The organism is Variovorax sp. CF079, assembly GCF_900101545.1.
In the GTDB taxonomy this organism is placed as follows: Bacteria; Pseudomonadota; Gammaproteobacteria; order Burkholderiales; family Burkholderiaceae_C; genus Variovorax.
Genome location: NZ_FMZU01000001.1, coordinates 101849 through 127180, shown reverse-complemented (window position 1 = coordinate 127180; position 25332 = coordinate 101849). Strand labels below are relative to the sequence as shown.

Sequence of the window (25332 nt, the reverse complement as noted above, 5' to 3'; positions counted from 1 at the left end):
AAAAGGTGGGGTTCGTACATGTCGGATTGACCTTCCCATGATGGGAGAGTTGATATTTCCTGAATCGGAAATCTAAAGACAGGAGATGTCGATGAGCAACAGCATGCGTCGCGGCGCTGGAAAGGAGGTGCGTGATGTGCAGCACCTTTGATGGGCCGTTCAATATCGGTCAGGCATCCGCCCGTTGCGGGGTCAATGCCAAGATGATCCGTCACTACGAATCGCTTGGACTGTTGTCCAAGGTCGGTAGCACGGACTCGGGCTACCGCCAGTACACCGAGAAGGATGTGCACACGCTGCGGTTCATTCGGCGCGGACGCTCTTTCGGCTTCAGCATGGCCGAGATTTCTGAGCTGTTGAAGCTGTGGCGGAACAAGCGCCGCGCAAGCTCCGACGTCAAACGCATTGCTCTGACGCATGCCGACGGCCTCAGCCGGCGTATCGAAGAGATGGAAAGCATGAAGCGCACGCTGGAGCGGCTGGCGGACTGCTGCCAGGGAGACCAGCGGCCGGACTGCCCCATCATCGACGAACTCGCCGAGCTCAGCGGGTTCGCAGACTGCCATCACAGGTCCAAGGCTCAAGTCCTAGCGACCTAGCCTGCGGCCGATACCAGAAGCCTGTTGACCTTCCTATGGTTGGAGGGTCGAGACTGACAATACAAGAGGTCTCAATGAATCCACATTCCCGCCATCCGACCGCGCCCATCGCGACTCCCGAGGAAGCTTCGCACGGACAACACGATCATCGAGACCACGGTGCTGATGGCCGGGATGCCGGAGGTGGGTCTGGTGGTCACCGCGGCGCTGCGATAAAGACGGGCGGCGGTGCGAACGTCGAGTACACCTGCCCCATGCACCCACAGGTTCGTCAGATGAGGCCAGGAAGCTGCCCTATCTGTGGAATGGCGCTCGAGCCGGTCGTCGCGACCGAGGCGACCGCCATTGCGGCGCTGCGTGCGGAAGGCATACGGGTAGTCATGCTCACGGGTGACGGGCGAATCACTGCGCAAGCCGTCGCGCGCCAGCTCGGCATCGACGAGGTGATCGCAGACGTTCTCCCGCAGGACAAGTCGTCGGTCGTCCAGCGCTTGAAGACCGAAGGCCGCACCGTGGCCTTGGCTGGCGATGGCGTCAACGACGCCCCTGCACTGGCCGCGGCGGACGTCGGCATCGCGATGGGAACCGGCACCGACGTGGCGATGGAGAGCTCAGGCGTGACGCTGCTACACGGCGACCTCATGGGCATCGCGCGGGCCCGTCTCCTATCGCAGGCGACGATGAAGAACATCCGAACCAATCTCTTCTTCGCCTTCGTCTACAACGCGGCCGGCATACCGCTCGCGGCGGGCGTGCTCCACCCGTTCTTCGGCATACTCCTGTCGCCGGTGATTGCGGCGGCTGCGATGGCGCTGTCTTCTGTCAGCGTCATTGCCAACTCGCTGCGTCTGCGCACAAGCAGAGTGATCGACTAAACCGCTGGCGCCACCGAGCAAGCGCACTCGAAGGACTCACATGAAAAGACGTTCATTCCTCTTCACAATCGGAGCGACCCCCTTCCTGCAGCCAGGCCAGTCCCTTGCAGCTGCTCCGATCCAGGTCTACAAGAACCCGGAGTGCGGCTGCTGCAGCGCTTGGGTCGACCATTTGACGGCCGCCGGTTTTTCCGTGCGGGTGACGGAAACTCCGGACATGTCCAGCATCCGCAGGCGCTTCGGAATGCCGGAGCGCTTGTCAGGTTGCCATACCGCGACGCTGGAGGGCTATGTCCTGGAAGGTCATGTGCCCGCGGCCGATATCAAGCGCCTGATGGCGACGAAGCCGCAAGCCGTCGGCCTCGCTGTACCTGGCATGCCCGTTGGTTCGCCTGGCATGGAGTACGGCAACCGCCGCGAGCCCTACAAGGTGCTGCTCATTGATCGCCGAGGCCGGGATAGCGTCTTTGCCAGTTACCCGGGCAGTTCAACCGTTGGAGGCGCAGGATGAGATTCGCTTCTTTCCTGGCTCTCGGCCTGGTGCTCACGGCTGCCGGCGCCCAGACGCAGACATCCCCGAATGCGATGTCAGTGACCAAGCAATCGGCCAAGCCCGATCAGACTGCCTCGCTCCCACTGACGGACGCCATTGTCGAACGCGTCCTTCGTGAATCCGGTGAAATCGTCTTGGAGCATGAGGATTTGCCCAATCTCGCGATGCCTGCGATGACCATGGCTTTCGACGTCGGAAACAAGAAGATGCTCGATGCGGTAAAGCCCGGCGACAAGGTGCGCTTTCAGGCGGAAATCGTGAAAGGTAGGCCAACCATCACACACATGGAACTTGCTAACAGACCCGCGCGTGCACGCGGTCGGTAGCCAGTATCTGGCTTAGGTGAATAGCCAAACCCCTGACAAGCCCACTACAATTTCAGCGATGGTCAGCTTTCGCGCAATCCTGCTGTGGCTCATGATGCTCGCAGTGCCCTTTCAGGGCTACGCGGCTGCGGCCATGGCGTTTTGCGCACCTGAGCCGGCGCAGATGAGTGCCGGCGTGGTGCACGATCACAGCCAGCGCGACCATGCCTCGCCGCAAGGCGTCGAGCATCATCACGTGAATGTGAGTGGCGACGATGGCGAGGACCATCACGTCGCTCAGAGCGCGCAGGACGACCAGTCCGATGCGTTCCACAAATGTGGCAACTGCGCGGCGTGTCATTCGGTCGCGATGATGCCGACGCTCGGGACATCCCTTCTTCACGGTCTCCCGCAGGCCGACCTTGCAGAGCCTTTTCACGCGATGGCGACTGTCTCGCCCAGCGTTCCTCACAAACCTCCTCGCGCGTAACCGCGTCCAGCGTCCGGCAGCTCGGCTGCCGGCGCGCGGACGCGCATGCATCGCTCGTGTCGTCACGCCCTTCGCGGGCTCGCTGACGACATGCCGTTCATGAACATCGCGAGGATCCCATGTTCACTTTCTTGCCGGCCCGATGGCTGGCTGCCTTGCCCGCCCTGGCTGCTCTTGCAGCGGGCGCTCAGACCAGCCCTGCGCCAAACACCGCGGCCGCCACCGAAGCCGCGGCACCGCTTTCGCTTTCCTTCCGCTCGGCCATGGAGGGCTACAAGCCTTTCGCCGAAGAAAAGCCCATTCCCTGGAAGGAGGCCAACGAGACCGTTTATCAACGCGGAGGCTGGCGCGCCTACGCCAAGGAGGGTGCCGGCGAAACCGATGACCCGCACGCCGGGCATTCGATGTCTACGCCGATGGCAGCACCCCCGAAGGAAAAGCCATGAGGCGAACGCTGCAGATTGCCTCGATCGCACTCGCCGCTGCATTCCTCGCCGGCTGTGCTTCCGTTGGAATCGACGATGCGCTGAAGGAGACGAATTCCTCCGCCTCGCAGTTCACCGGGGGGAAACTCGAACTGAGTCGAACCAGGGAGCAGCGGGAGGCCCGCACGGCGCTTTCCGAGGAGTTGCTCGGCAAGCCGCTTTCTCAGGATGATGCAGTCCGCCTGGCACTTGCGAACAGTCCTGCAGTCCAGGCGCTCATCGCGCAAAGCTGGGCCGACATTGCTGCGGCCAACCAGACGAGCCGGCTGACCAACCCCGTGTTCAGCTTCGAGCGCATGCGCCTCGGCGACGAGCTCGAGATCGGGCGCTTGCTGTCTTTCGGACTGGTCGATCTCATCCTGCTGCCCCAGCGGCTTTCGATTTCCCGAAGCCAGGCCGCGCAAGCGCAAGTGCAGTTGAGCGGCACGGTGGTGGACCAGGTCACGCAGGTGCGGCAAGCTTGGGTGCGCGCCGTGGCGGCCCAGCAGTCGCTGCAGTATGCAGAGCAGGTCAAGGAGTCGGCCGAGGCCAGCGCCGAACTCGCACGGCGCATGCAGCTCGTCGGCAATTTCAGCAAGCTGCAGCGCGCACGCCAACAGGTGTTCTATGCAGACGCCACGACGCAGCTTGCATCGGCGCGACACGCGGCTACGGCCGCGCGTGAAGAGCTGGTACGCGCCCTTGGCCTGGACGATGCCCAGGCGGCCAAGCTGAAGCTGCCTGAGCGCCTGCCGGATCTGCCCAAGGCACCTCGCGAAGCACGCGACGTGGCTGCGACCGCCAGCGAGCAACGCCTGGATGTGCAGCAAGCCCGAGCGCAACTCGACGTCGCCGGGAAGTCGCAGGGCATCAACCTGCTGTCGACCTTCATCGACGTGGAGGCCGGCATCCGGCGGGACACGGTGTTCGACAACGCGGCGGGCACCCGAGGGACGCGGCGCGGTTTCGAGCTCGACATCCGGCTGCCGCTCTTCGACTGGGGATCCGCCCAGCGCAACGCGCTGAACGCCCAGGCGCTCGCTGCGGCCAACCGCTACGACGCCACCGTGCGCGGCGCGACCTCGCAGCTGCGCGAAGGCTATTCCGCCTATTGCACGGCCTACGACATCGCGCGCCACTACCGCGACGAGATCGTGCCGCTGCGCCAGGCCATGGCCGACGAGAACGTGCTTCGCTACAACGGGATGCTGATCGGCGTCTTCGAGCTGCTGGCCGAGGCCCGCGACCAGATCGCGAGCGTGAACAACGCCATCAACGCGCAGCAGCAGTTCTGGCTGACGGACGCAGCGCTTGCGGCGTCCGTGATCGGCAAGCCCTCGGCCATGACGGCACCGACGGCCAGCGCAGGGGCACCGCCTGCGGCCGCTGCCGCTCACTGAGCGGCGCTCCTTCTACGGATCAACATGACAAACAGACGCAACTTTCTCAGCGGTGCAGGCGCCATCACGGGCGCCATCGCCGCCGCTTCGGTCGGCAAGGTGGCGATGGCTGCCTTGCCCGAGCCCGTGCTCCAGACGAAACCCGACACGATGCCGCCGCTGGCGCCATCCACCGGGCGGTCATACAACCCCGTCGTCACGCTCAATGGCTGGACGCTGCCCTGGCGCATGAACAGCGGCGTCAAGGAGTTCCACCTGGTGGCCGAGCCCGTGGTGCGCGAGATGGCGCCCGGCTTCAAGGCCCACCTGTGGGGCTACAACGGCCAGTCGCCGGGGCCCACCATCGAAGTGGTCGAGGGCGACCGCGTGCGCATCTTCGTCACCAACAAACTGCCCGAGCACACCAGCATCCACTGGCACGGCCAGCGCATTCCCAACGGCATGGATGGTGTGACCGGCCTGACGCAGCCGGCCATCCAGCCCGGCAAGACCTTCGTCTACGAGTTCGTCGCGCGCCGCCCTGGCACCTTCATGTACCACCCGCATGCGGACGAGATGACGCAGATGGCGATGGGGATGATGGGCTTCTGGGTCACGCATCCCAAGGCCAGGCACCCGCTGATCGACGAGGTCGACCGCGACTTCGTCTTCTTGCTCAATGCCTACGACATCGAGCCCGGCAGCGCGACGCCCAAGATCATGACCATGCTGGACTTCAACCTGTGGTCCTGGAACAGCCGCATTTTTCCGGGCATCGATTCGCTCAACGTGCGGCTGAACGACAAGGTGCGCATCCGCTTCGGCAACCTGACGATGACGAACCACCCGATGCATCTGCACGGCCACGAGTTCGTGGTCACGGGGACCGATGGCGGCCCGACACCGAAGAGCAGCCGCTGGCATGAAGTGACGACCGATGTGGCGGTCGGCCAGATGCGCCAGATCGAGTTCCTTGCGGACGAAGAGGGCGATTGGGCCTTCCATTGCCACAAGAGCCACCACACGATGAACGCGATGGGCCATGACGTGCCGACCATGATCGGCGTAGACCACCGTGACGTGGTCAAGAAGATCACCAAGCTGGTCCCGGACTACATGGTGATGGGCGAGCGCGGCATGGCCGACATGGGCGAGATGGAGATGCCGCTGCCCGACAACACCGCGCGAATGATGAGCGGCGAAGGCCCGTTCGGCTCCGTCGAGATGGGCGGCATGTTCAGCGTCGTCAAGGTGCGCAGGGGACAGAGGCCCGGCGACTACTCGAACCCAGGTTGGTTCAAGCATCCCAAAGGCCAGGTCGCGTACGAATTCAACGCGACGATGCCCGAGGCACCGCGCGCCAAGGGCGCCGGTTCAGCTGCCATGCCCGCGCAAAACATGCCCGCCAAAAACATCGAGGTCCAGGTCCGCAAGCCCAGCGGTCACTCGGGCCATTGATTTCTTCTTTAACCACCCTCTGAAAGGACTTTCATGAAGACCCTCCGCCACACCGCTTTGGCTGCGTTGAGCGCATTGGCTACAACAGGCGTCCATGCCTCCGGCACGCATGCCGGCGGTCACCACTCCGAAGCGCTCATCGGCAAGCCCGGCGTCGTCGCCAAGGCGACCCGCACGGTCAAGGTCGACATGACCGACGGCATGCGCTTCAGCCCGGCCAGCATCGATGTGAAGCAAGGCGAGACCGTGCGCTTCGTGGTCACCAACTCCGGCAAGCTCAAGCACGAGCTGGTGCTTGGCACCGAGAAGGAGCTGAAGGAGCACTACGAAGTCATGAAGAAGAATCCGGAGATGGAGCACGCCGATCCGAACATGGTAACGCTCGCCGCCGGCAAGACGGGCGAGATCATCTGGCAGTTCACCAAGGCCGGGAAAGTCGACTTCGCGTGCCTGCAGCCGGGTCACTACGACGCCGGAATGAAAGGCGCCGTCAACGTAACCAAGGCCGCTCGCAAGTAGCGCCACCCTCGCCCCACTCCATCGAAGGAACTCACATGATCGACATTCGTACCGCTCTCGCCGCCACCATTACTGCGCTCGCCCTCCCAGGTTTGGCCTCCGCACAGACTGGCAGTGGCACCGCCGCACCGACTGCAGGTGCTGCGCCATCGTCCGCTGCCAGCGACCTCGCCGAGGGCGAGGTCCGCAAGGTGGACAAGGAGAGCAAGAAGCTCACGCTCAAGCATGGTCCTCTGAAGAGTCTCGACATGCCTGGCATGACGATGGTCTTCCAAGTGAAGGACGACGCTGTGCTGGACAAGGTCCAGGCCGGGGACAAGATCCGTTTCCAGGCCGAGAAGATCGACGGCAAATTCACCATCACCAAGCTCGAAGCGGCGCGCTAGGCCTCAGAGTGCGCCGCTCGCAACGGCGCAACTTCCGGAAAGGAGGTTCCCATGACACACGCGAGTGCTGCGCAGATCATGCGCGAGCTACTGGAAGGACCGGTCGCTCGACCCGCGTTGCTGCGGTGGCGGCGACAGCAATTCCTCGCCAAGGAAGGATTCGGCTTCTATTTTGGGGTGTTCGAGAGCTTTGCGGCCGCGCGCGAATGGCTGCCGCCGAATCCGGGATTCAATCACGACACATTGGCCACCGAGTATGTCGAGGTCCGGACCCGGCAGGTATTTACCTATGACTATCCGATGATGTGGTGGCTTGACCGAGCGTTTCGTCACGGCGCCGCGAGCGTGCTCGATATCGGCGGCTCGGTCGGCGTTCACTACCACGCGTATCGGTCATACATCGATATGCCATCGGCGCTGACATGGCGCATTGTCGAAGTTCCGGCAATGGTCGCCATCGGCCGCAGGCTGGCTGCAGAACGCGGGGCGATGGCACTGAGCTTCACCGACGATCTGGAAGAGGGCCTGACCAGCGCCGGCGCTGACATCTGGATCTCATCAGGTGCTCTTCATTACATGGAAGATGCGCGGCCGAGCGATCTGCTCAAGCGATGCCTTGAGGCGCCCATGCACATCCTTCTCAACAAGCTGCCGCTCTACGAAGGCGATGACTTCGTCACCACGCAGAACATCAGCGAAGGCTGTTTTGCACCCATGCATGTTTTCAACCGCGATCGATTGATACGCAGCATCGAAGCATTGGGCTACCACCTTCGGGATCGATGGGCAGTCCACGAGCGGTCGCTGTACCTGCCGGGCTACCCGGAACGCTCATTTCCGTCCTTCACAGGTCTGTATTTCGCGGCCGAGTCGTAATCAGCCGCCCCGCTCGCCGGAGTTCGGCACATCCCAAGGAGATCGAGATGCCACATGAAAGATGCACCGAATGCATCGAGGCCTGCAGCGACTGCGCGGTCCGGTGGCATCGATGAGGGCCGCCAACCCATGAAGATCCTGCTGATAGGCAACTATGTGCCTGACAATCAGACCAGCATGCGAGCTTTCATGCGAGTCCTTGAGCGTGAGTTGTCGAACCAGGGTTGCGAGCTGCGCATCCTCACGCCTAAGCGGTGGCTGCAGCGCGTGCCACAAACGTCCCTCTTGTGGAAGTGGCTTGGCTACTTAGACAAGTTCGTCCTTTTCATCCCTACGCTTGCTACGCAGTCGCGTTGGGCGGACGTCGTTCACATTTGCGATCACTCCAACAGTATGTACGTGCGCTGGGTGAAAAGCAGCCCGACGGTCATCACCTGCCACGATGTCATCGCCGTGCAGGCCGCCAGAGGCATGGTGCAAGGGTGGAACGTCGGTTGGAGCGGACGCGTGTTCCAGCGGCTCATCGCGTCGGGACTTGCGAAGGCCGACCTGATCGCCTGCGTCTCGCACATGACGCGACGTGAGCTGCTGGGCTTGAAGTTCGCGGATGAGCGTAGGGTGACAACGGTGCTCAACGGCCTCAACGACAGCTTCTATCTTGTCCAGCCAGAGGAAGCCGACGCACTGATCGAGCGTTTCGGGTTGTGCGCAAACGACAAGTACCTGATCCATGTCGGCTCGGACTTGCCGCGCAAGAATCGCAAGGCGGTCGTCGAGACGTTCATTGCGCTGCAGCAGCGTGCTGCTGCATGCGGCGGCCCTCCTATCGTGCAGCACCTGGTTTTCGTGGGGCCGAGTTTGGAGACAGACCTGATCGACTTGGCATCCCACCATGGCGTTGCGGATCGGATAAGGACCTTGCAACACGTCTCCCATGAGGAACTGCGCGCGCTATACGCCAGGGCCACGGCCTTGTTGTTCCCTTCCCTGCAGGAAGGGTTCGGCTGGCCGTTGATCGAGGCGCAGGCCTGCGGCTGCCCGGTCTTCACGTCCGACCTGGCGCCGATGAATGAGATCGGAGGCCCTGGCGTGTGCTACGTGGATCCACACAATCCCGAAGCCATGGCCCAGGCCATCGAGCAGGCGGCTGGGCGATTTGAGGAGATGCGCGCCTTGGGATTGGAGAACGCTCTGCAGTACTCGGCGGCACAGATGATGGCGAACTACCTCGCTGCATATCGCCGCGTGCTGGGAGCACGGCAGCGCCGCCAATAGGGCCGCGCGGGTCGCGACGGTGCGCTTCGATCGTCTCGTTCCACAGCTTCGGCATCACCCCAATATACGTGACGACATGACACCCCGCCTCCGCAAGTTCGCGCTCATCGTACATGTCGTCTCCTCGGTCGGCTTGCTCGGCGCGATCGCCAGCTTCCTGGCTCTCGCCATTGCCGGTGTGACCAGTCAAAACGCTCAAATGGCGCGCGCCGCCTATCTCGCGATGGAGTTGATCGCCGCCGGCGGCCTGCTGGTGTTGCTCGTGCCCGCCGTGCTGTCGGTTTACAAGCCGCGGGGCAGGACCCAGTACGGAGTGCGTAAAGAGCACGAGCAGCGTGCGTTGTTGCAGCCCCATGAACTCGCTTGAGCTGAAGGTCCCGCCTCCTGCAGTGGCGCTGCTTTTCGGCGTCCTCATGTGGCTCGTGTCCTCACTGGTCGCGCCGCTTGAAGTGCCGTCTGGCCCTCGCGTATCGGTTGCCCTTGTTCTTGCTTCAGTTGGCCTGGTTTTCGGCGTCTCGGGCATGGTCTCCTTCTGGCGAGCAAGAACCACGATGAATCCAATCAAGCCTATGGCTACATCGTCTCTGGTCACCAACGGTGCCTTTCGCTTCACACGCAATCCCATGTACCTGAGCCTTCTGCTCTACCTGCTTGCGTGGGCCGTGTACTTGTCAAACGTGTGGACCTTGCTCTTTGTGCCCGTGTTCGTGCTCTACATCAACGAGTTCCAGATCAAGCCTGAGGAGCGCGCGTTGTCCTCGCTGTTTGGTCCAGAGTACGCCGCATACAAGGAAAGGGTTCGCCGGTGGCTGTGATGCACAAACCCCTCCATCCAATGGCTACGTCGTGGCGGCGGTCAAGTAATCTGGGCACGATCTGCGGGGATGGCGCGCAGGCCCTCCCCGCAACATTGCCTCCGCGCCTGGACCGGCGGGCACTTCACCGAGCCGAATGAGCAGAACACGCAGCAATCGCCGGGCTGCGGTCGCAGCAGGGTCTTGCAGTTCTCGCATTCATAGAAGAACTGGCAGGCGTCGACGGGCATGTCCTCGCGTTTCGCGTGGCCGCAGTGCGGGCATGTCAGCACCGAGTCGAGAACCAAGGCGCTGCGCGAGTTCTGTCCTCCCGTCATGGGCGCGCCTGCCCGGTCCCGCAGCCATCTGTGCTGCAGTGCTTGTTCGCGGGCGACAAAAGATCCCACAGCGAGACGCCGACCATGAAGGCCAGCCCCGTGTACAGCAGCCTGGCGGTCCACCACTGGCCGAAGAACAGCAGCATGGCCGCGAGCACGATCGCCGGGCCGATCATGCCCAGCAGGCTGCGATGCCACTGACGATGGCTGAACCAGCCGACGGCGTTGGCGACCAGGGCGACGGCCGCGAACAGTGGAAGCAGCGTGTTGAGGAACAGGCCCTCGTACGCGCTGAAGATGCCCAGGCCTGCGGCGGCGCCGAGGCCCGCCAGGGCCGGAAAGCAGGCCGGGCACGACGCTGCAGAGACAACGCTGCCCAAGGCACCGGCCTTGTCGGCCACACGCGTGATCCATTCCATTGATCGGGTCCTTGTCTCTTCGATGAGCCCACAATACTCCCGTACTCAAGTACGGAGTCAACCGGTATGGAACAGGCAATCGACACCCTGAGCATCGGCGCCTTTGCTGAGAGGGCCGGCGTCAATGTGGAGACCATCCGGTTCTACCAGCGCAAGGGACTGCTGCCGGAACCAGAGAAGCCATACGGCAGCATCCGGCGCTACGGCAAGGCCGATGTGGCGCGGGTCCGATTCGTCAAGTCTGCCCAGCGCCTGGGCTTCAGCCTCGACGAGGTTGCCGGTTTGCTCACCCTGGACGATGGCGCGCATTGCGACGAGGCGCGCCAACTCGCGGAGCAAAAACTCGCCGACGTACGTGCCAAGCTGGCGGACCTGCATCGCATCGAGTCGGTCCTGGCCACGTTGGTGGACGACTGCTGCGCGAGTCGCGGCAGGGTGTCTTGCCCATTGATCGCTGCGCTGCAGGGCTAGTGCGTTGAGAGGAGTATCTGCCGCAACTACCAGTTGACTGGCTTCAGGTCGGGCCCAACGATGTGATCAGGGTGGGCCGGGCCGGCATGGTCCACGTCATGCGTGAAATGCGCGCCATACCAGACCACGACATCGTGGTTCGATATGGCCTCGCCATTGACCCATCGATCGATGTCGGCCTCGTACGGCGGGCCAATCGCGACGGAACCGTCATCGATCTCGCTACCCCGGTAGCGCAGTATCCAGACGTCTCCGCGACCAAAGGGCGCATCTGGCTCGGCGCCGGCGACCCCGTCGCTCGCGTTCGGGATGATTTCGTAGCCCTCCCGGCTGACGGTGTTCTCCACGCGCCACTTGCGCTTGCGCGCAAAGTCGCGCGCCCTGCGGATCTCGAATGACTTGGTGTGCCACTTGCTCGATCCGACCAAGGGCGGATCATTGAACTCTCGCACTCGATTGTTGCCCGCGGTCCGAATATCGAAGTCCAGGCGCCAGTAGACATGGTGATGGTGCACGTTGCACACGCACTGGCTCTCGACGGCGGCAAAACCAAAGCGCGGTCGAATGGTGCCGTTGGTGCCAAGGCGCCACTCACTGACGTAGCGGTACCAGCCCGCTTCCATTTCACTCACGAGGACCACCTCGTTGCCGCGCACGTAGATGCCGACCCCGAGAAAATTCCCGGTGTCAGAGGCCGTGTCCATGATGGTCGAGGCGGGCGCCGAACAGAGACGGAAGCCCGGCGCCACGTCGATGCCTTGTGCCTGGATCATTCCTTCCTGGTATTGCCAGTCGCGATAGGGACCACAGGCGTCCGCGTCGTACTTGACGTTCAGGATCGGCACATGGGCTCGGTACAGAACGCGCTTGCCCTTGTAGTCGACGAAGCGCAGTTCGATGCCCGAGCCGTTAGTGCCACTTGACGCGGCCGGGCGTACGGCGAGGAAGCGCCACAGGGTCTGGCTGCCTTGAGTCACTGTCACCCAGACTTGGCCGGCCGTGCCCTTGGCGGCCGTGGCCTGATTGGCATCATGCGGCACGCCGCACAACCCGCCTCCGTGAGGACGCGCGTTGCCAGGCGCACGCCCCTCGAATCGAGTCACTGCGCGCGCCGCTAGATCGACAGCGACGATCTCGTGCTCCGCGTTGGGGCCCCGGGGGAGCAAGCCGACGGCGATACGGCGTTCGATGCTTCCGTCGGGCAACTCGGTCAGCGAAAGAGCCGGGATCGGCTGGTATGGCTCTGACTGGCCGCCAGCGAGAGCAGCACCCAAGGCTGCATCACGGCGCACGATCTTGACGGCAGCGGCGAATTCGGCATCCGACGGCGGCGGGGGAAGGGCCGATTCGGTCAGCGACAGTTTGCGCGGCGCGCTGAGCAGCCCTTCGGCCAAGATTGTGCGATGACGTTTGTCGTCATACAGGGTGGCACGGAACGCGCTCGGCGGTTTGGGCCTGCCGCCTTTGGCCGGCTCGGCTTCCTCCAGCGCCTCGACGTACAGGAGCCGTGCCCTGGAATGCCCGACGTAGTCGAGCAGCGCGGGATTGAGCGACAAGCGCTCGCCGATCGACGCCAGTTCTTCGCTGGTGGGCCCGAAGGACTTGATGGCGATCTTGATCCCTTGGGCAGACGAATTCCCCGTTGCGCTGGGCTTGACCATGACATCCTCACTCTTCTTTGGTGGACATAAGCACACAGTGCTCTTCTTCGACCGGCCACTGATGGCAAAGGCGATCGAGAAATCCTACGCACGACAATCGGCGCGAGCATCCACCATTCGATGGGCGCCGAATGGCTAGCAAACATGCGACAACGGCCTCCTCTCAGCCGACCAGCGTGTAGTCGATGAAGCCCTTGTTGATCTCCCCTACCTTGCGGGTCAGCCGGTAGACGCCGCCGCCTTCGCGCGTCTTGCTCGCATCGGTATTGCCCTCGATGGTGCTCAGCATGCCGGCTTCGACCGCATCGACCAGGCCGGTGTGGCCGCGGCCCTTTCCGTGGTCCATGATGAAGATCATTCCGGGCTTCACCAACGTGGGGTCGTCCGTGGCCTCGGCCGCGCGGATGCGTGCCGCGCCTCTGGAAGGCGCCTTGTTCCAGTGATCGAGACAACCGGCGGTGCGCACCATGGGATTCTTCGGCCGGCCCAGCTTCTTCGACGCCTCGTCGAAGCAGTAGTAGACGAAGGCGCAGCACCACGGCAAGCCGGGTGACGCCCCTGTCCGCGCGAGGTACTTTTCGACGTCGGGGCCGCGATTCGAGTTCATCGGGATCTCGCGCACTTCCTTCGCCTCTTCGCCTGCCGCAACCGCCAGCACTTGCGCCAGCAGATCACTGCCCGCAACGTTGTCGGATGCGATGGTGTCCAGGCCGAACAGGGCGCCCCAGGTCAGCGAGCCGATCTCGCCGTCCTGCTTCAACGGACGGCCTGCCGGATCGACATGGCGGGCCTGGAAGAGCTTGACCACGCGCTTCATGTCGGCGTCGAATGCGGTGCCCTGCGGATCGAGATTGCTTTCGCCCGCCATCATTCGATTGAGCTGGCCGCGCACGGCCTGGACGACCGAGGCATCCGCCTCCCCGAGCTTGACGACGCGTCCGGGATATTCCATGGGCTTCTCCTTGCTGGTGCGGACTCAGCTTAGGTTTGCCCTCACGGAAATTCATCTGGCAAACGGCGTATCCCGGAATGCCGCACCGATCTGCTCGCCGAGCGCCAGCAGCGGCGCGCTCAGCTCGGGCGCTATTTCGGCATCGCCTTCGACCGCATCAACCAGTTCGCCGAAGGAAGGTTGAAAGAAGCGCTCAATCCCTCGGTATTGCCGGCGGCCTAGGGCTTGTCTTCGGGGACCTGGCCGAAACGCTGAAACATGGCGGACCCGAGCCGTTTGATCTCCATCATCGCATCGGTCTTCGGTGCTTCTTCCCCGGCAAGAACGGCCGCCGCATGCGATGCGGAGGCGCTTGCCCTTCGCGCGCGGTTCGCGCACTTGGCGAGCTCCTGCTTGCGCTCGCTCAGCGTGAAGTAGGCGGCGTCCCTCAGCAAGGTCTCGGCAACCCGCAGCGCGGCCTCTGCGGCACTCAGGCTCATGTGGATGCCGGCACGTACGCGATTGCCGTAATCGTTCTCTTCCTTGAGCCGAAGTTCCGCCTCCTGCTGGGATGAAGGGAGGACGCCCAGATCGGTGGGAGCAAAGTAGGGCACGGCCTGCACCCCAAGACTTCGACCCGCAATCACCTCTTCGATGGCGATCCTTGCTTTCTCGATCGTTTCCAGATCCAGATTTTCCATGGCAGCCTCTTTTTGCGACAGGCTCAAGTGTGGGGCGAGCAGCGCTGATGCGCACGTCTTCTGCACGGGAAACTCGGGCAACTCGTCAATTTTTGGCAACAGAGGATTCGCGCAGCCGCGACCGAAAAATGCTCGGCCGCACAAAGGTAGAACTTAACTACTGATTCGAGGATCTCTTCGAGCCGGACGCCAAGTTATCCTGTCATCCCGCCCGTCTCGCACGAGTACTTCCACGTCGCCCGCTCCTCACGCCAAGCGCTAGCCCCTCATCACGACTCCCGACATGCGCTTTGAAGGAACTCTCAAGACATGGAACGACGAACGCGGCTTCGGATTCATCGAGTCCAGTCAAGGCGGACAAGAGATCTTCGTTCACGTCAAGGCGTTCAAGGCCCGAACTGGCCGGCCGCAGATCAATCAGGTGCTCTCGTTCGAGATTGAACTCGGGCCTCAGGGCAAGAAGCGTGCAAAGAACGTTGCGCCCGTGCAGCCCGTCCGCAGGCGCCCCAATGCGCGTGGCGAATCTCCGGCACAGTGGGGAACCGCCTCGCTGTTCGCCATTCCTGTCTTCTTGATCCTGTTCGTCGCAGTCAGTTTGCTCTGGAGACCGCCTCTCTGGTTTGCCGCTGTCTACGTCGTGGGCAGTGCGCTGACGTTCCTGGCATACGCAGTCGACAAGTCGGCTGCACGCCGCCAAGCTTGGCGCACGTCGGAAAGCACTCTTCACGTTCTGGCCCTTGCTGGCGGATGGCCAGGCGCGCTCTTCGCGCAACAGCTCTTGCGTCACAAGTCCACCAAGGCTGAGTTCCGCAGCGTATTCTGGGCAACGGTCGTTCTCAATGCGCTTGGCTTCGTGGCTTTGTGCTCTCCGCTGGGTAGTTCATTGTGGGCGCGAGCCTGAGGTCGAATCCTGAACGTCGCCTATGCTCGGCCAGCCGCGCATGTCAAACATTGGGTTTCTCGCATGCCATCAACAAGTCTGGCGCTGTATATCTTTCTCATTTGGTCTGGCGTTCGCGCCGTGCTGCTTGCGGCTTCGCTGCTAGGAGGCAAACCCCTGCCCGCCCTACTCTTGGCCGTGGAGAAGGTCGAGCCATCGGTGCAAGGGGAAGAGAAGAGCGAAATGGCAAAGGGGTTCCTGTGGATCAGCGTGGTTTGGTTCGTTGCCGTCACAGCCGTCGCGGCATTTGCCTACAACTCAGCCTCAAGCGGCAGCACGTGGGGCCTGGCCATCTTCGTTGCCATAGGAGGTTGGTCGCTCTATGAAGCCGCATCGAGTCCCATTGTTCTCGGTCGCATGTACCCAGGCTCCATCGGATGGAAGGACTGGCTGGCCGCCGTCATGGGGTCGGCGATCTGGGTCCTTCTCTTCGTCGTACTGGTCGCTCGGCGGTTTGGCCCTTTGGCGTCATGACACAGCGGTCGATTGAGATCGGGGGTGAAGAAGGCGACGTACCGCGCTCGCTTGGCGAGGTGCTGGACCGCACACTTGCCTTGGGTGCTGCCGTAGCCGCGAGCTTTGGAGCACCAGCAGCCGAGCTTGTTGCATGGTTGCAAGAGTCGAATCTCGAAACGGCGCTCACGCCGGAAGAGCGTTCCTTTCTTGGAATGGATGCCCGCAACGCCAAGCAAGTTGCCAACATGTCGTGGCAAAGCGAGCGGCTCCTCGTTCTCCTGTGGGCTCTCCGCAAGATTGAGGAGATACCCTCTCCTGCGGAGCAGTGCCGCCTCGGAACGCTGGAAGAACTGCTGCCGCCGTACGGAGATCAGTCGCTTGCCGTGTTTCGCGAATCCGCTCGCCTTCGATCGGAGGACGAACTGTTCGACGCAGCGGTCGACCTTCAAACGCTCCACGCACTCGCAAGGCAGAGGACGAAAGAGCCAAGCCACCGTGCAAGTGAGCCGGCGGTGGACATCGAGGTCGTACAGGAACGTCACCACGCGATCAATTGGCTCGTCGGGTACGAAGCTCAGTCCTGGAATGAGATCACAACTGACACCTGACAGACCTCTCCCTTGGAACGCAACGCATGCAAGCCACCATCGCCACACGCAAGCCGGTCGACGAACTCACGGCCTCGGACCTCGAGGCGTTCCCCGTGTGGGAGTTCGCCATGGACGAAGAGGAAGTCGAAGAACAGGACGAAACCTGGGTGAAGCCCGTGCCAACCTCCGAAGTGCCGGCCGACGGCTTCTCACTCAGTGTGGCCGCTGTCCTCAAGCTGGCCAACGGGCGTGTCTATCCTGGCGTGGTGTTCTGCGACACACATGCCGGCCTCGACATAGCGGCGGTTGCGCTTCTAACCACGGGAGGTCGCGTCCTGTTTTCGAAGAATGATTCGCCATCCGAAATCCGGCGCAGCCTGAAGCGGCTTGGGCTCGGCCGTCAGCATGTCTTCCCGCTGGACTTTTGCACTCGTGTGCCCTTGGCGCGCACAGGCATCCTGGAGCGCGGCACCTTCAACTCGTCGCATGCATAGTGCCAAGATTCCAAAAACAAAAATGGGTCACAGCGATGAAGCTGCAACCCATTGATCTCTTTGAGGAATCTGGCGGAGTGGACGGGACTCGAACCCGCGACCCCCGGCGTGACAGGCCGGTATTCTAACCAACTGAACTACCACTCCTGGTAGACAACGTTCGCTCCATATGGAGCCAAGTGCTGCGACTTGTGCCCGCTTCACCGAGCGGTGAAAACTGGCGACCCTACGGGGATTCGAACCCCGGTAGCCACCGTGAAAGGGTGGTGTCCTAGGCCTCTAGACGATAGGGTCAAAACCTTCGGAACCGCGCTGCGATCAGCGCTTGTTTTCTCGACGCCCTGATGGTGGAGGTAAGCGGGATCGAACCGCTGACCTCTTGCATGCCATGCAAGCGCTCTCCCAGCTGAGCTATACCCCCTTGGGTGTCGAGCCTCAAATTATAGCCTGAAAAATCAGGCTGCTTTCAATCTCGTGACGACTGTTTCACGAGAAAAGAGCGAGAGCACCGCGTCGAGCGACGGCGTCTGTGGCGTTCCCATCACGAGCACGCGCACCGGCATCGCGAGCGCGGGCATCTTGAGGCCATGCGCGGCCAGCACTTCCTTGATGGCGGCTGCGATCGCGGCCTTGTCCCACACGACGCTTGCGAGCTTGTCGGCCAGCGTGGCGATCGCGGGGCGCACGGCCTCGGTCACATGCTGCGCGCGATCGGTTTCGCTCGGCGCGACGTCAGCGTAGAAGGCCGCGGCCCAATTCGCGAGTGCGACAGTGGTGTCGCAGCGGTCCTTGAAGAGACCGCAGATCGCAGGCAGCCGATCGTCGGCAGCGATGCCGCGCTTCTGCAGTTGCGACGCGACCAGCGGCGCCAGCGCGTCGTCGGCCATCGCCTTCAGATGCTGCGCATTGACCCAGCGCAGCTTGGCCTCGTCGAACTGCGCCGCGCTGCGGCCCAGGTGGTCGAGGTTGAACCACTCGATGAACTGCGCGCGCGTGAAGATCTCGTCGTCGCCATGGCTCCAGCCGAGGCGCGCGAGGTAGTTGACCATCGCATCGGGCAGGAAGCCTTCGTCGCGGAACTGCGTGACAGGCTTGGCGCCGTTGCGCTTGCTCATCTTCTCGCCCTGCTCGTTGAGCACGGTCGGCAGGTGGGCATAGACCGGCGGCTCCTTGCCGAGCGCACGGAAGATGTTGATCTGGCGCGGCGTGTTGTTGACGTGGTCGTCGCCGCGGATCACGTGCGTGATGGCCATGTCGATGTCGTCGACCACGACGCAGAAGTTGTAGGTGGGCGTTCCGTCGGGGCGCGCGATCACGAGGTCGTCGAGCTCGTCGTTGCCGATCTCGATGCGGCCCTTGACCTTGTCGTCCCAGGCCACCACGCCGCCCTGCGGATTGCGAAAGCGCAGCACCGGCTGCACGCCTTCGGGCACCGGGGGCAGCGTCTTGCCGGGCTCGGGGCGCCAGGTGCCGTCGTAGCGCGGCTTCTGCTTGGCGGCCATCTGCTTCTCGCGCAGCGCGTCGAGCTCGGCCACGCTCATGTAGCAGGGGTAGAGCTGGCCCGCGGCCTGCAGCTCGGCCAGCACCGCCTTGTAGCGGTCCATGCGCTGCATCTGGTAGTAGGGGCCCTCGTCATGATCGAGGCCCAGCCATTGCATGCCTTCGAGGATCACGTCGACGGCCGCCTGCGACGAACGCTCGACGTCGGTGTCCTCGATGCGCAGGACGAAGTCGCCGCCCGTGGAGCGCGCGAAGGCCCATGGGTAGAGGGCGGAGCGGATGTTGCCGAGGTGGATGAAGCCGGTCGGCGAGGGAGCGAAGCGGGTGCGGGTCTTTTGCGTCATGCGAGGGTGCTCAAGCCGCGCAGCAGGTCGGCCTTGATGTCGTCGATATGGTCCAGCCCGACCGCCACGCGGACCAGGCCCTGGCCGATGCCGGCCGCCTGGCGCTGCGCCTCGGTGAGGCGGCCGTGCGAGGTGGTGGCCGGATGGGTGATGGTGGTCTTGGTGTCGCCCAGGTTGGCGGTGATGCTCAGCACGCGCGTGCTGTCGATCACGTGAAAAGCGTTGGCGCGCGCCGCTGCGGGATCGCCGCCCTGCACGTCGAAGGACACCACCGCCCCGCCCTGCCCCGACTGCTGGCGCATCGCGAGCTCGTGCTGCGGATGCGAGGCCAAGCCCGGGTAGTAGACGCGCGTGATGCCCGGCTGCGTTTCGAGCCATTGCGCGAGCGCGAGCGCAGCGGCGCAATGCGCCTGCATGCGGATGCCCAGCGTTTCGAGCCCCTTGAGCACGATCCAGGCGTTGAAGGGCGACAGCGCCATGCCCGCGGTGCGCACCACCGGGCCGAATACGTCGTTGACGAGCTTCGCGGGGCCGCAGATGGCCCCGGCCAGCACGCGGCCCTGCCCTTCGAGGTACTTGGTGCCCGAATGGATCACGAGGTCGGCCCCGAGCTCGGTCGGCCGCTGCAGCGCCGGCGAGCAGAAGCAGTTGTCGACCGCGAGCAGCGCACCTGCATCATGCGCGAGATCGGCCAGCGCGCGGATGTCGCACACGTCGGTCAGCGGGTTGGTCGGCGTCTCGGCGAAGAGCAGCTTGGTGCTCGGCCGCATGGCCGCCTTCCATTCGGCGACATCGGTCTGCGAGACGAAGGTGGTCTCGACGCCGAACTTGCCGAACTCGCGCCCGATCAGGTTGAGCGTGGAGCCGAACACCGAGCGCGAGCACACCACGTGGTCGCCGGCCTTGAGCAGCCCCATGCACATCATGAGGATCGCAGCCATGCCGCTGGACGCGCCGATCGCGGCTTCGGTGCCTTCGAGCGCGGCCAGGCGCTGCTCGAAACTCGCCACCGTCGGGTTCGAGGTGCGCGTATAGGTGAAGCCCTCCTCGGTGCCGGCGAAGCGGCGCGCCGAGGTCTCGGCATCGGGCTGCACGAAGCTGCTCGTGAGGAAGAGCGCCTCCGAGTTCTCGCCGTACTGGCTTCGTTCCAGCGCCGTGCGCACCGCGAGCGTGTCGCGGTGCAGGCCGGGGGGCAGGGATCGATCGGTCACGTCGTGGTTCTTCTTTTATTCGCTCAGATTGGGCAGCGCGAGGCGCGAGGAGTCTTCCTCGGTTTCCTCGATGCGGGGACGGTTGCCGTTCATGCGCGTGATGGCCTCGGTGTCGATGTCGCCGGTCACGTAGACGCCATCGAAGCACGAGGCATCGAAGCCGTCGAGCTTCAGCGTCCCCGCCGTGCCCGGCATGGCCTTCAGGATGGCGCGCTTCATACCTTCGACGTCCTGGTAGATCAGCGCGTCGCAGCCGATCAGCTCGCGGATCTCTTCGATGGTGCGGTCGTGCGCAACCAGCTCGTCCTTGGTCGGCATGTCGATGCCGTAGACGTTGGGGTAGCGCACCGGCGGCGCCGCGCTGGCGAGATAGACCTTGCGTGCGCCGGCCTCGCGCGCCATCTGCACGATCTCGCGGCTGGTGGTGCCGCGCACGATCGAGTCGTCGACCAGGAGCACGTTGCGGCCCTTGAACTCGCTCGCGATCACGTTGAGCTTCTGGCGCACCGACTTCTTGCGCACGCCCTGCCCCGGCATGATGAAGGTACGGCCCACGTAGCGGTTCTTCACGAAGCCTTCGCGGTACGGAACGCCCAGCAGGTGCGCCAGCTGCGTCGCGCTCGGGCGGCTCGATTCGGGGATCGGGATGATCACGTCGATCTCGTTCGGCGGCACCGTCGAGACCACGCGCTTGGCCAGCGTTTCGCCCAGGTTCAGCCGCGCCTGGTAGACCGAGATGCCATCGAGCACCGAGTCGGGCCGCGCGAGGTAGACGAATTCGAAGATACACGGGTTCAGGGTCGGCGCCTCGGCGCACTGCTCGGCGTGCACCTGGCCCTGCAGGTCGACGAACACGGCCTCGCCCGGCGCGATGTTGCGTTCGAACACATGGCCCGAGCCTTCGAGCGCCACCGACTCGCTGGCCACCATCACGGTGCCGTCGGCGTTGCGGCCCATCGCCAGCGGCCGGATGCCGTAAGGGTCGCGGAACGCGAGCAGACCGTGGCCTGAAATCAGCGCCACCACGGCATAGGAGCCGCGCAGCCGCCGGTGCACGTTGCGCACGGCGGCGAAGAGCGTCTCGGAAGTGAGCATGCCGTCGCGCGTCGCGCGGTCGAGCTCGTGCGCCAGCACGTTGAGCAGCACTTCGGAATCGCTCTCGGTATTGGTGTGGCGATGGTCGGTCGAGAACAGCTCTGCGCGCAGCGCATGCGCATTGGTGAGGTTGCCGTTGTGCACCAGCACGATGCCGAAGGGGGCGTTCACATAGAAGGGCTGCGCCTCTTCCTCGCTATAGGCATTGCCGGCAGTCGGATAGCGCACCTGCCCCAGCCCGACGCTGCCCGGCAGCGCCCGCATGTTGCGCGTGCGGAACACGTCGCGCACCATGCCCTTGGCCTTGTGCATGAAGAACTTGCGTTCCAGCAGGGTGACGATGCCGGCCGCGTCCTGGCCGCGGTGCTGCAGCAGCAACAGCGCGTCATAGAGCAGCTGGTTGACGGGTGCGTTGCTGACAACGCCGACGATTCCACACATGAAGCGATCCTCTCAGGGCAGGTAGCTTGCCAACTTTTCAGGCAGCGCGGGTTTCAGGCCCTGCAATGCCGCATCGAGAACAATGGCGCTGCGCGATTCGTGCCACCAGACACTGTCGCCCAACGCCAGCAAATGAACCACGACTGCCATGGCCAGCAGGGCGACCGCCCCGCGCGCCACGCCGAAGGCCGCGCCCAGCACGCGATCCACCGGCCGCAGCCCCACGGCCGCGATGAGCTTGCGCGTGATCGCTGCGACCAGCCCCACGCCGAAAGCCACCGCTACGAACACCAGCACGAATCCGGCCGCATAGCGCCAGGTGGCCGCTGGGTCGCCGAAGGGCAGCCAGGCCCCCGCATCGTCCGCCAGCCACTGCGCGCAGAAGAAGGCCGCCACCCAGCCCGCCAGCGAAATCACCTCGAACACCAGGCCGCGCACCAGGCCGAACAGCATCGACACCACCAGCAACACGATGGCGATCCAGTCGAAGAGCGCCACGCCAGTTCTACAAGCTGAGGACGGAGGCCGACAAAGACAAGCCCTTGACGCGGCTCGCCGCCTTGTCCGCCTCGGCGCGCGTACCGAAGGGGCCGACGCGCACACGCGTGCGCTGCTCGCCGTCGGCCGTCTTCGCGACGTTGGTGTAAGTCTTGAGCCCGGCCTTTTCCAGCTTCTGCCGCACCTCGCGCGCCTTGTCGGCATCGGCGAAGGCGCCGACCTGGACGACGAAGCGGCCGCTTTCGTCGGCTGCGACGGCGGGCTTGGCTGCTGCTGCGGCGGCGGCTTTGCCTTCGAGCAAGGCACGGGCGCGATTGCCGTCGTCGGCCGGCTTGGCGGGCGGCTTGTCGGGCTTGGCCTCGGCCTTCGCTTCGGGTTTGGCCTCCGGCTTCGGCCTGGGCTCCGGCTTGGGTTCCGGTTTCGCTTCGGCAACCGGTGCGGCCGGCTTGGTGTCGGCGGGCGGTGCCGCGGGTGCCGGCCTGGACGGCGGGATCTCGGCGCCGTCCGCCGATTCGGTGATCATGCCGCCGCCGGAGGGCGCGGCGGCCACGACAGCGCCGGTGTTCGCGCCGGTGGTGGGCGCGGTGGTCGATGCGGGCGCGGGCGTCGAAGGCGGGGCGAGCGGCTTGGTCTTGCTGCGATCCGGAATCTCGATCGGGATGTCGACCGACACGGGGCGAGGCTGGGTGTCGAACAACAAGGGGAAGCCGATCACGCCGACCAGCACCAGCACCGCGGCGCCCAGAAGCCGGTGCCGCGCGCGGCGGCGCATCGCCTCGATACTTTCCGCCGGCGCCGCTGCGACGCTGGCGTTTCGCCCTTCGTTGGCCTGCGGACCGCGGCTGCGGAACTTGAAGAACGCCATGTAATTCGTTTCCCTGATGGAGTGCAGCGTGAGTTGGAAAAGGCGCCGGAGATCAGGCCAATCAGGAGCCCGGCGACAAGTGCCTGGCCCCGAGACGAGGTGTTCCGTGCTCGAGCACACCACCCACTGTGAAGAACGATCCGAAGACGACGATTCTATCAGCGGGGCCCGCGCGATCGATGGCCGCCTGCAGGGCCTCCATCGGTGCGGCGTGCACGCTGGCGGAGGCATCGGCGCGCGTGTTCTGCGCCTGCCACCGGGCCAGCAGATCGGCCGCCTTGGCCGCGCGCGCGGTGGGCAGATCGGTGAAGTACCAGCGGTCGATCAAGGGCCCGATGCGGGCGAACATGGGCGCCAGGTCCTTGTCCGCCATCACGCCGAACACGCCATGGGTGGTCGGATAGAAGCCCATCGCGTCGAGGTTCTCCGTCAGCGCCGCGACCGCGTGCGGGTTGTGCGCCACGTCGAGCACCAGCGCCGGCTCGCCCGGAACGATCTGGAAGCGCCCCGGCAGCTCGACCATCGCGAGGCCGGTGCGCACGGCCTGTGCGGTGACAGGCAGCCGCTGCCGCAGCGATTCCAGCGCGGCCAGCACGCCGGCCGCGTTGACCAGTTGGTTGGCGCCGCGCAGTGCCGGGTAGGCCAGCCCGCTGTAGCGCCGGCCGCGCCCGCTCCAGCCCCACTGCTGCTTGTCGCCCGAGACGTTGAAGTCGCGGCCCACGCGCCAGAGGTCGGCGCCGATGGCTTCTGCATGATCGATCACGCTTTGCGGCGGCATCGGGTCGCTGACGATCGCGGGGCGGCCGGCGCGCATGATGCCGGCCTTCTCGAAGCCGATGCTTTCGCGATCCGGCCCGAGAAAATCCATGTGGTCCAGGTCGATGCTGGTGATCACGGCGCAGTCGGCGTCGACGATGTTGACCGCATCCAGCCGGCCGCCCAGGCCGACTTCGAGGATCGCGACGTCGGGCTTGCTCGCCGCCGTGCACAGCAGGATGGCCAGCGTCGTGAACTCGAAATACGTCAGCGCGACCTCGCCGCGGGCCTGCTCCACCGCCTCGAAATGCGCCGACAGCGCATTGCCGTCGACCGCCTCGCCCGAGAGCCGCAGCCGCTCCTCGAAACGCACCAGGTGCGGCGAAGTGAACACCGCCGTGCGGTAGCCCGCATGGGCGAGGATCGACTCCAGCATCGCGCAGGTCGAGCCCTTGCCGTTGGTGCCGGCCACGGTGATCACCGGGCAGTCGAATGCGAGGCCGAGCTTCAGGGCGACCGCGCGCACGCGGTCGAGCCCGAGCTCGATGTTCTTGGGATGCAGGCGCTCGGCGTGCGCGAGCCAGTCGGCAAGGCTTTTCATGGAGCCCGGAATTGTCGCCGACCCGCCGCGCGGGCATCATCGCGGGATGACAACGCTCTATGGCATCACGAACTGCGACACCGTCAAACGCGCCCGCGCCTGGCTCGACGAGCACGGCGTGGCCTACCGATTCCACGATTTCAAGAAAGAAGGCGTGCCCGAGGACGAGCTCGACCAGTGGTTGCGCGCGCCCGGCTGGGAGGCCCTGGTCAACCGCCGCGGCACCACCTGGCGGCGGCTTGACGACGAAACGCGCGCGTCGGTGGTCGATGCCGCCTCGGCGCGTGCGGCGCTGCTCGCCAACCCCAGCCTGATCAAGCGCCCGGTGGTCAACTGGGGCCCGCAACACGGCGTTAGCACAGGGTTTGACGCCGCCCAATGGAAGAAAGACCACGCCGTGTAAACGGTTGAACCCTGGCCAGCGGCTTGCGTCCAACCGGCTTCAGCGGGGTCTGCGCCCCAACCCTCAGGAGTTCCGACATGCGCACGCAAAAAACCATTCGCAACCTCACGGCCCTTTCGCTGCTGGCAGCGCTGGCCGGCACCGCCAGCCTGGCCCAGGCGGAGCAGGTCTGGGCCCGCGTGATCTCGGCCACGCCCTCGCACGAGGCGACCGGCACCACCCGCTACAACGTCACCTACGAGTACGGCGGCCGGCACTACACCACGGTCACCGACACCCGCCCCGGCGCCAGCATCCCGATCGAGGTCGGCGGCTACGGCGTCGCCACCACCTCGCCCGTGGCGCCTCAGCCCCAGCTGGCGCCGAGCCCCGTCGACGGCGGCCAGCCCGACTGGAACAACGTGGTGCCTGAGCCGGGCGTGGTGGTCTCGGGCGGCGGCGCTCCGGCGCCGGTCTACAGCCAGCCGGTTCCGGTCTACACGCAGCCGGCGCCCGTCTACTACGCCCCGGCCCCGGTGTATGTGGCGCCCGCCTACTATCCGCAGCCCTACATCTATCCGCCGGTGGGCATTTCGCTCAACCTCGGCTACTCGCGCGGATGGGGCGGCGGCTATCGCGGCGGCTACCACGGCCGCTGGCGCTGA

General features: G+C 64.5%; 32 protein-coding genes and 3 tRNA genes. 21 read left to right on the top strand and 14 right to left on the bottom strand.

The window, feature by feature from the left end:
* The first annotated feature begins 134 nt into the window (after positions 1-134).
* The 14 genes from cueR (at position 135) to BLS74_RS00665 (ending at position 9994) form a co-directional block, all read left to right on the top strand.
* A complete protein-coding gene (cueR, locus tag BLS74_RS00730) occupies positions 135-599 on the top strand; it encodes a Cu(I)-responsive transcriptional regulator (protein ID WP_093102148.1) in 465 nt (154 codons plus the stop codon).
* Positions 600-634: 35 nt separating this feature from the next.
* Positions 635-1474, top strand: coding sequence for an HAD-IC family P-type ATPase (locus BLS74_RS00725; protein WP_348272409.1), 840 nt, complete (start codon positions 635-637; stop codon positions 1472-1474).
* A gap of 40 nt (positions 1475-1514) precedes the next feature.
* Positions 1515-1985, top strand: coding sequence for a DUF411 domain-containing protein (locus BLS74_RS00720; RefSeq protein ID WP_093102147.1), 471 nt, complete (start codon positions 1515-1517; stop codon positions 1983-1985).
* A complete protein-coding gene (locus BLS74_RS00715; protein WP_244503697.1) occupies positions 1982-2353 on the top strand; it encodes a copper-binding protein in 372 nt (123 codons plus the stop codon). The genes BLS74_RS00720 and BLS74_RS00715 overlap by 4 nt, the downstream gene beginning before the upstream one ends.
* 58 nt (positions 2354-2411) lie before the next feature.
* Positions 2412-2822 (top strand): hypothetical protein, encoded by a 411-nt coding sequence (locus tag BLS74_RS00710; RefSeq protein WP_093102146.1) that lies wholly within the window; start codon positions 2412-2414, stop codon positions 2820-2822.
* A gap of 155 nt (positions 2823-2977) precedes the next feature.
* Positions 2978-3268 (top strand): hypothetical protein, encoded by a 291-nt coding sequence (locus BLS74_RS00705; protein WP_244503696.1) that lies wholly within the window; start codon positions 2978-2980, stop codon positions 3266-3268.
* Positions 3265-4686: a TolC family protein gene (locus BLS74_RS00700; protein ID WP_093102143.1), complete on the top strand. Its 1422-nt coding sequence runs from the start codon at positions 3265-3267 to the stop codon at positions 4684-4686. Before BLS74_RS00705 ends, BLS74_RS00700 begins: the two co-directional genes overlap by 4 nt.
* Positions 4687-4710: 24 nt before the next feature.
* Complete coding sequence (locus BLS74_RS00695; RefSeq protein ID WP_093102142.1) at positions 4711-6123, top strand: multicopper oxidase family protein; 1413 nt, start codon at positions 4711-4713, stop codon at positions 6121-6123.
* Positions 6124-6156: 33 nt separating this feature from the next.
* On the top strand, positions 6157-6642 hold the full coding sequence (locus BLS74_RS00690; RefSeq protein WP_093102140.1) for a cupredoxin domain-containing protein: 486 nt from the start codon (positions 6157-6159) through the stop codon (positions 6640-6642).
* A 35-nt stretch (positions 6643-6677) separates the two neighbouring features.
* Positions 6678-7028, top strand: coding sequence for a copper-binding protein (locus BLS74_RS00685; RefSeq protein WP_093102139.1), 351 nt, complete (start codon positions 6678-6680; stop codon positions 7026-7028).
* Positions 7029-7079: 51 nt separating this feature from the next.
* Positions 7080-7904 carry a methyltransferase, TIGR04325 family gene (locus BLS74_RS00680; protein WP_093102137.1) on the top strand — a complete coding sequence of 275 codons (825 nt, stop codon included), beginning with the start codon at positions 7080-7082 and terminating at the stop codon, positions 7902-7904.
* Positions 7905-8033: 129 nt separating this feature from the next.
* A complete protein-coding gene (locus tag BLS74_RS00675) occupies positions 8034-9179 on the top strand; it encodes a glycosyltransferase family 4 protein (protein WP_170855460.1) in 1146 nt (381 codons plus the stop codon).
* A 76-nt stretch (positions 9180-9255) separates the two neighbouring features.
* Positions 9256-9546 carry a hypothetical protein gene (locus tag BLS74_RS00670; protein WP_093102134.1) on the top strand — a complete coding sequence of 97 codons (291 nt, stop codon included), beginning with the start codon at positions 9256-9258 and terminating at the stop codon, positions 9544-9546.
* Positions 9533-9994, top strand: coding sequence for a methyltransferase family protein (locus BLS74_RS00665; RefSeq protein WP_093102133.1), 462 nt, complete (start codon positions 9533-9535; stop codon positions 9992-9994). Before BLS74_RS00670 ends, BLS74_RS00665 begins: the two co-directional genes overlap by 14 nt.
* 41 nt (positions 9995-10035) lie before the next feature.
* Here the strand turns inward: BLS74_RS00665 and BLS74_RS34895 are convergent, their stop codons facing one another.
* Positions 10036-10311 (bottom strand): GDCCVxC domain-containing (seleno)protein, encoded by a 276-nt coding sequence (locus BLS74_RS34895; protein WP_093102131.1) that lies wholly within the window; start codon positions 10309-10311, stop codon positions 10036-10038.
* Positions 10308-10730 (bottom strand): organomercurial transporter MerC, encoded by a 423-nt coding sequence (gene merC / locus BLS74_RS00655; RefSeq protein WP_093102129.1) that lies wholly within the window; start codon positions 10728-10730, stop codon positions 10308-10310. The genes BLS74_RS34895 and merC overlap by 4 nt, the downstream gene beginning before the upstream one ends.
* A 66-nt stretch (positions 10731-10796) precedes the next feature.
* On the opposite strand from merC, the gene merR reads away from it, so the two are divergent.
* Positions 10797-11201, top strand: a complete 405-nt coding sequence (merR, locus tag BLS74_RS00650) for an Hg(II)-responsive transcriptional regulator (protein ID WP_093102128.1) — start codon at positions 10797-10799, stop codon at positions 11199-11201.
* A gap of 26 nt (positions 11202-11227) precedes the next feature.
* Here merR and BLS74_RS00645 read toward each other — a convergent pair whose 3' ends face one another.
* The 3 genes from BLS74_RS00645 to BLS74_RS00635 form a co-directional block, all read right to left on the bottom strand.
* Positions 11228-12862 (bottom strand): copper amine oxidase, encoded by a 1635-nt coding sequence (locus tag BLS74_RS00645; RefSeq protein WP_093102126.1) that lies wholly within the window; start codon positions 12860-12862, stop codon positions 11228-11230.
* Between the two features lie 163 nt (positions 12863-13025).
* The gene (locus BLS74_RS00640) at positions 13026-13814 is read right to left on the bottom strand and encodes a CHAP domain-containing protein (protein WP_093102124.1); all 789 of its coding nucleotides are present in this window, start codon (positions 13812-13814) and stop codon (positions 13026-13028) included.
* 218 nt (positions 13815-14032) lie between these two features.
* The gene (locus BLS74_RS00635; RefSeq protein ID WP_139191608.1) at positions 14033-14593 is read right to left on the bottom strand and encodes a hypothetical protein; all 561 of its coding nucleotides are present in this window, start codon (positions 14591-14593) and stop codon (positions 14033-14035) included.
* Between the two features lie 184 nt (positions 14594-14777).
* Here BLS74_RS00635 and BLS74_RS00630 point away from each other — a divergent pair, with 184 nt between their 5' ends.
* From BLS74_RS00630 to BLS74_RS00620, 4 genes are all read left to right on the top strand, one after another.
* Positions 14778-15395 (top strand): DUF1294 domain-containing protein, encoded by a 618-nt coding sequence (locus tag BLS74_RS00630; protein WP_093102121.1) that lies wholly within the window; start codon positions 14778-14780, stop codon positions 15393-15395.
* A 63-nt stretch (positions 15396-15458) separates the two neighbouring features.
* Positions 15459-15908, top strand: coding sequence for a hypothetical protein (locus BLS74_RS34240; RefSeq protein WP_170855459.1), 450 nt, complete (start codon positions 15459-15461; stop codon positions 15906-15908).
* Positions 15905-16498 (top strand): DUF4272 domain-containing protein, encoded by a 594-nt coding sequence (locus BLS74_RS00625; protein WP_170855458.1) that lies wholly within the window; start codon positions 15905-15907, stop codon positions 16496-16498. The genes BLS74_RS34240 and BLS74_RS00625 overlap by 4 nt, the downstream gene beginning before the upstream one ends.
* A 26-nt stretch (positions 16499-16524) precedes the next feature.
* Positions 16525-16974, top strand: coding sequence for a hypothetical protein (locus tag BLS74_RS00620; RefSeq protein ID WP_093102118.1), 450 nt, complete (start codon positions 16525-16527; stop codon positions 16972-16974).
* A gap of 70 nt (positions 16975-17044) precedes the next feature.
* Here BLS74_RS00620 and BLS74_RS00615 read toward each other — a convergent pair.
* The 9 genes from BLS74_RS00615 to folC form a co-directional block, all read right to left on the bottom strand.
* A tRNA-Asp gene (locus BLS74_RS00615) sits at positions 17045-17121 on the bottom strand.
* Between the two features lie 71 nt (positions 17122-17192).
* Positions 17193-17268, bottom strand: a tRNA-Glu gene (locus BLS74_RS00610).
* Positions 17269-17319: 51 nt separating this feature from the next.
* Positions 17320-17395, bottom strand: a tRNA-Ala gene (locus tag BLS74_RS00605).
* 34 nt (positions 17396-17429) lie between these two features.
* Positions 17430-18818 (bottom strand): glutamate--tRNA ligase, encoded by a 1389-nt coding sequence (gltX, locus tag BLS74_RS00600; RefSeq protein WP_093102116.1) that lies wholly within the window; start codon positions 18816-18818, stop codon positions 17430-17432.
* The gene (locus tag BLS74_RS00595; protein WP_093102114.1) at positions 18815-20029 is read right to left on the bottom strand and encodes an O-succinylhomoserine sulfhydrylase; all 1215 of its coding nucleotides are present in this window, start codon (positions 20027-20029) and stop codon (positions 18815-18817) included. The genes gltX and BLS74_RS00595 overlap by 4 nt, the downstream gene beginning before the upstream one ends.
* 15 nt (positions 20030-20044) lie before the next feature.
* A complete protein-coding gene (gene purF, locus BLS74_RS00590) occupies positions 20045-21565 on the bottom strand; it encodes an amidophosphoribosyltransferase (protein WP_093102112.1) in 1521 nt (506 codons plus the stop codon).
* Between the two features lie 12 nt (positions 21566-21577).
* Complete coding sequence (locus BLS74_RS00585) at positions 21578-22063, bottom strand: CvpA family protein (protein WP_093102111.1); 486 nt, start codon at positions 22061-22063, stop codon at positions 21578-21580.
* 7 nt (positions 22064-22070) lie between these two features.
* Positions 22071-22928 carry an SPOR domain-containing protein gene (locus BLS74_RS00580; RefSeq protein WP_093102109.1) on the bottom strand — a complete coding sequence of 286 codons (858 nt, stop codon included), beginning with the start codon at positions 22926-22928 and terminating at the stop codon, positions 22071-22073.
* 61 nt (positions 22929-22989) lie between these two features.
* Positions 22990-24297 carry a bifunctional tetrahydrofolate synthase/dihydrofolate synthase gene (gene folC / locus BLS74_RS00575; RefSeq protein ID WP_093102108.1) on the bottom strand — a complete coding sequence of 436 codons (1308 nt, stop codon included), beginning with the start codon at positions 24295-24297 and terminating at the stop codon, positions 22990-22992.
* A gap of 34 nt (positions 24298-24331) precedes the next feature.
* Between folC and BLS74_RS00570 the strand changes: the two genes are divergently transcribed.
* Positions 24332-24688 carry an ArsC family reductase gene (locus tag BLS74_RS00570; protein WP_093102662.1) on the top strand — a complete coding sequence of 119 codons (357 nt, stop codon included), beginning with the start codon at positions 24332-24334 and terminating at the stop codon, positions 24686-24688.
* A gap of 77 nt (positions 24689-24765) precedes the next feature.
* Positions 24766-25332, top strand: coding sequence for a hypothetical protein (locus tag BLS74_RS00565; RefSeq protein WP_093102106.1), 567 nt, complete (start codon positions 24766-24768; stop codon positions 25330-25332).

Coding starts and splice junctions, on each gene's coding strand:
- cueR (WP_093102148.1), top strand. CDS start 135: ATGTGCAGCACCTTTGATGGGCCGTTCAATATCGGTCAGGCATCCGCC.
- BLS74_RS00725 (WP_348272409.1), top strand. CDS start 635: ATGGTTGGAGGGTCGAGACTGACAATACAAGAGGTCTCAATGAATCCA.
- BLS74_RS00720 (WP_093102147.1), top strand. CDS start 1,515: ATGAAAAGACGTTCATTCCTCTTCACAATCGGAGCGACCCCCTTCCTG.
- BLS74_RS00715 (WP_244503697.1), top strand. CDS start 1,982: ATGAGATTCGCTTCTTTCCTGGCTCTCGGCCTGGTGCTCACGGCTGCC.
- BLS74_RS00710 (WP_093102146.1), top strand. CDS start 2,412: ATGGTCAGCTTTCGCGCAATCCTGCTGTGGCTCATGATGCTCGCAGTG.
- BLS74_RS00700 (WP_093102143.1), top strand. CDS start 3,265: ATGAGGCGAACGCTGCAGATTGCCTCGATCGCACTCGCCGCTGCATTC.
- BLS74_RS00695 (WP_093102142.1), top strand. CDS start 4,711: ATGACAAACAGACGCAACTTTCTCAGCGGTGCAGGCGCCATCACGGGC.
- BLS74_RS00690 (WP_093102140.1), top strand. CDS start 6,157: ATGAAGACCCTCCGCCACACCGCTTTGGCTGCGTTGAGCGCATTGGCT.
- BLS74_RS00685 (WP_093102139.1), top strand. CDS start 6,678: ATGATCGACATTCGTACCGCTCTCGCCGCCACCATTACTGCGCTCGCC.
- BLS74_RS00680 (WP_093102137.1), top strand. CDS start 7,080: ATGACACACGCGAGTGCTGCGCAGATCATGCGCGAGCTACTGGAAGGA.
- BLS74_RS00675 (WP_170855460.1), top strand. CDS start 8,034: ATGAAGATCCTGCTGATAGGCAACTATGTGCCTGACAATCAGACCAGC.
- BLS74_RS00670 (WP_093102134.1), top strand. CDS start 9,256: ATGACACCCCGCCTCCGCAAGTTCGCGCTCATCGTACATGTCGTCTCC.
- BLS74_RS00665 (WP_093102133.1), top strand. CDS start 9,533: ATGAACTCGCTTGAGCTGAAGGTCCCGCCTCCTGCAGTGGCGCTGCTT.
- BLS74_RS34895 (WP_093102131.1), bottom strand. CDS start 10,311: ATGACGGGAGGACAGAACTCGCGCAGCGCCTTGGTTCTCGACTCGGTG.
- merC (WP_093102129.1), bottom strand. CDS start 10,730: ATGGAATGGATCACGCGTGTGGCCGACAAGGCCGGTGCCTTGGGCAGC.
- merR (WP_093102128.1), top strand. CDS start 10,797: ATGGAACAGGCAATCGACACCCTGAGCATCGGCGCCTTTGCTGAGAGG.
- BLS74_RS00645 (WP_093102126.1), bottom strand. CDS start 12,862: ATGGTCAAGCCCAGCGCAACGGGGAATTCGTCTGCCCAAGGGATCAAG.
- BLS74_RS00640 (WP_093102124.1), bottom strand. CDS start 13,814: ATGGAATATCCCGGACGCGTCGTCAAGCTCGGGGAGGCGGATGCCTCG.
- BLS74_RS00630 (WP_093102121.1), top strand. CDS start 14,778: ATGCGCTTTGAAGGAACTCTCAAGACATGGAACGACGAACGCGGCTTC.
- BLS74_RS34240 (WP_170855459.1), top strand. CDS start 15,459: ATGCCATCAACAAGTCTGGCGCTGTATATCTTTCTCATTTGGTCTGGC.
- BLS74_RS00625 (WP_170855458.1), top strand. CDS start 15,905: ATGACACAGCGGTCGATTGAGATCGGGGGTGAAGAAGGCGACGTACCG.
- BLS74_RS00620 (WP_093102118.1), top strand. CDS start 16,525: ATGCAAGCCACCATCGCCACACGCAAGCCGGTCGACGAACTCACGGCC.
- gltX (WP_093102116.1), bottom strand. CDS start 18,818: ATGACGCAAAAGACCCGCACCCGCTTCGCTCCCTCGCCGACCGGCTTC.
- purF (WP_093102112.1), bottom strand. CDS start 21,565: ATGTGTGGAATCGTCGGCGTTGTCAGCAACGCACCCGTCAACCAGCTG.
- BLS74_RS00580 (WP_093102109.1), bottom strand. CDS start 22,928: ATGGCGTTCTTCAAGTTCCGCAGCCGCGGTCCGCAGGCCAACGAAGGG.
- BLS74_RS00570 (WP_093102662.1), top strand. CDS start 24,332: ATGACAACGCTCTATGGCATCACGAACTGCGACACCGTCAAACGCGCC.
- BLS74_RS00565 (WP_093102106.1), top strand. CDS start 24,766: ATGCGCACGCAAAAAACCATTCGCAACCTCACGGCCCTTTCGCTGCTG.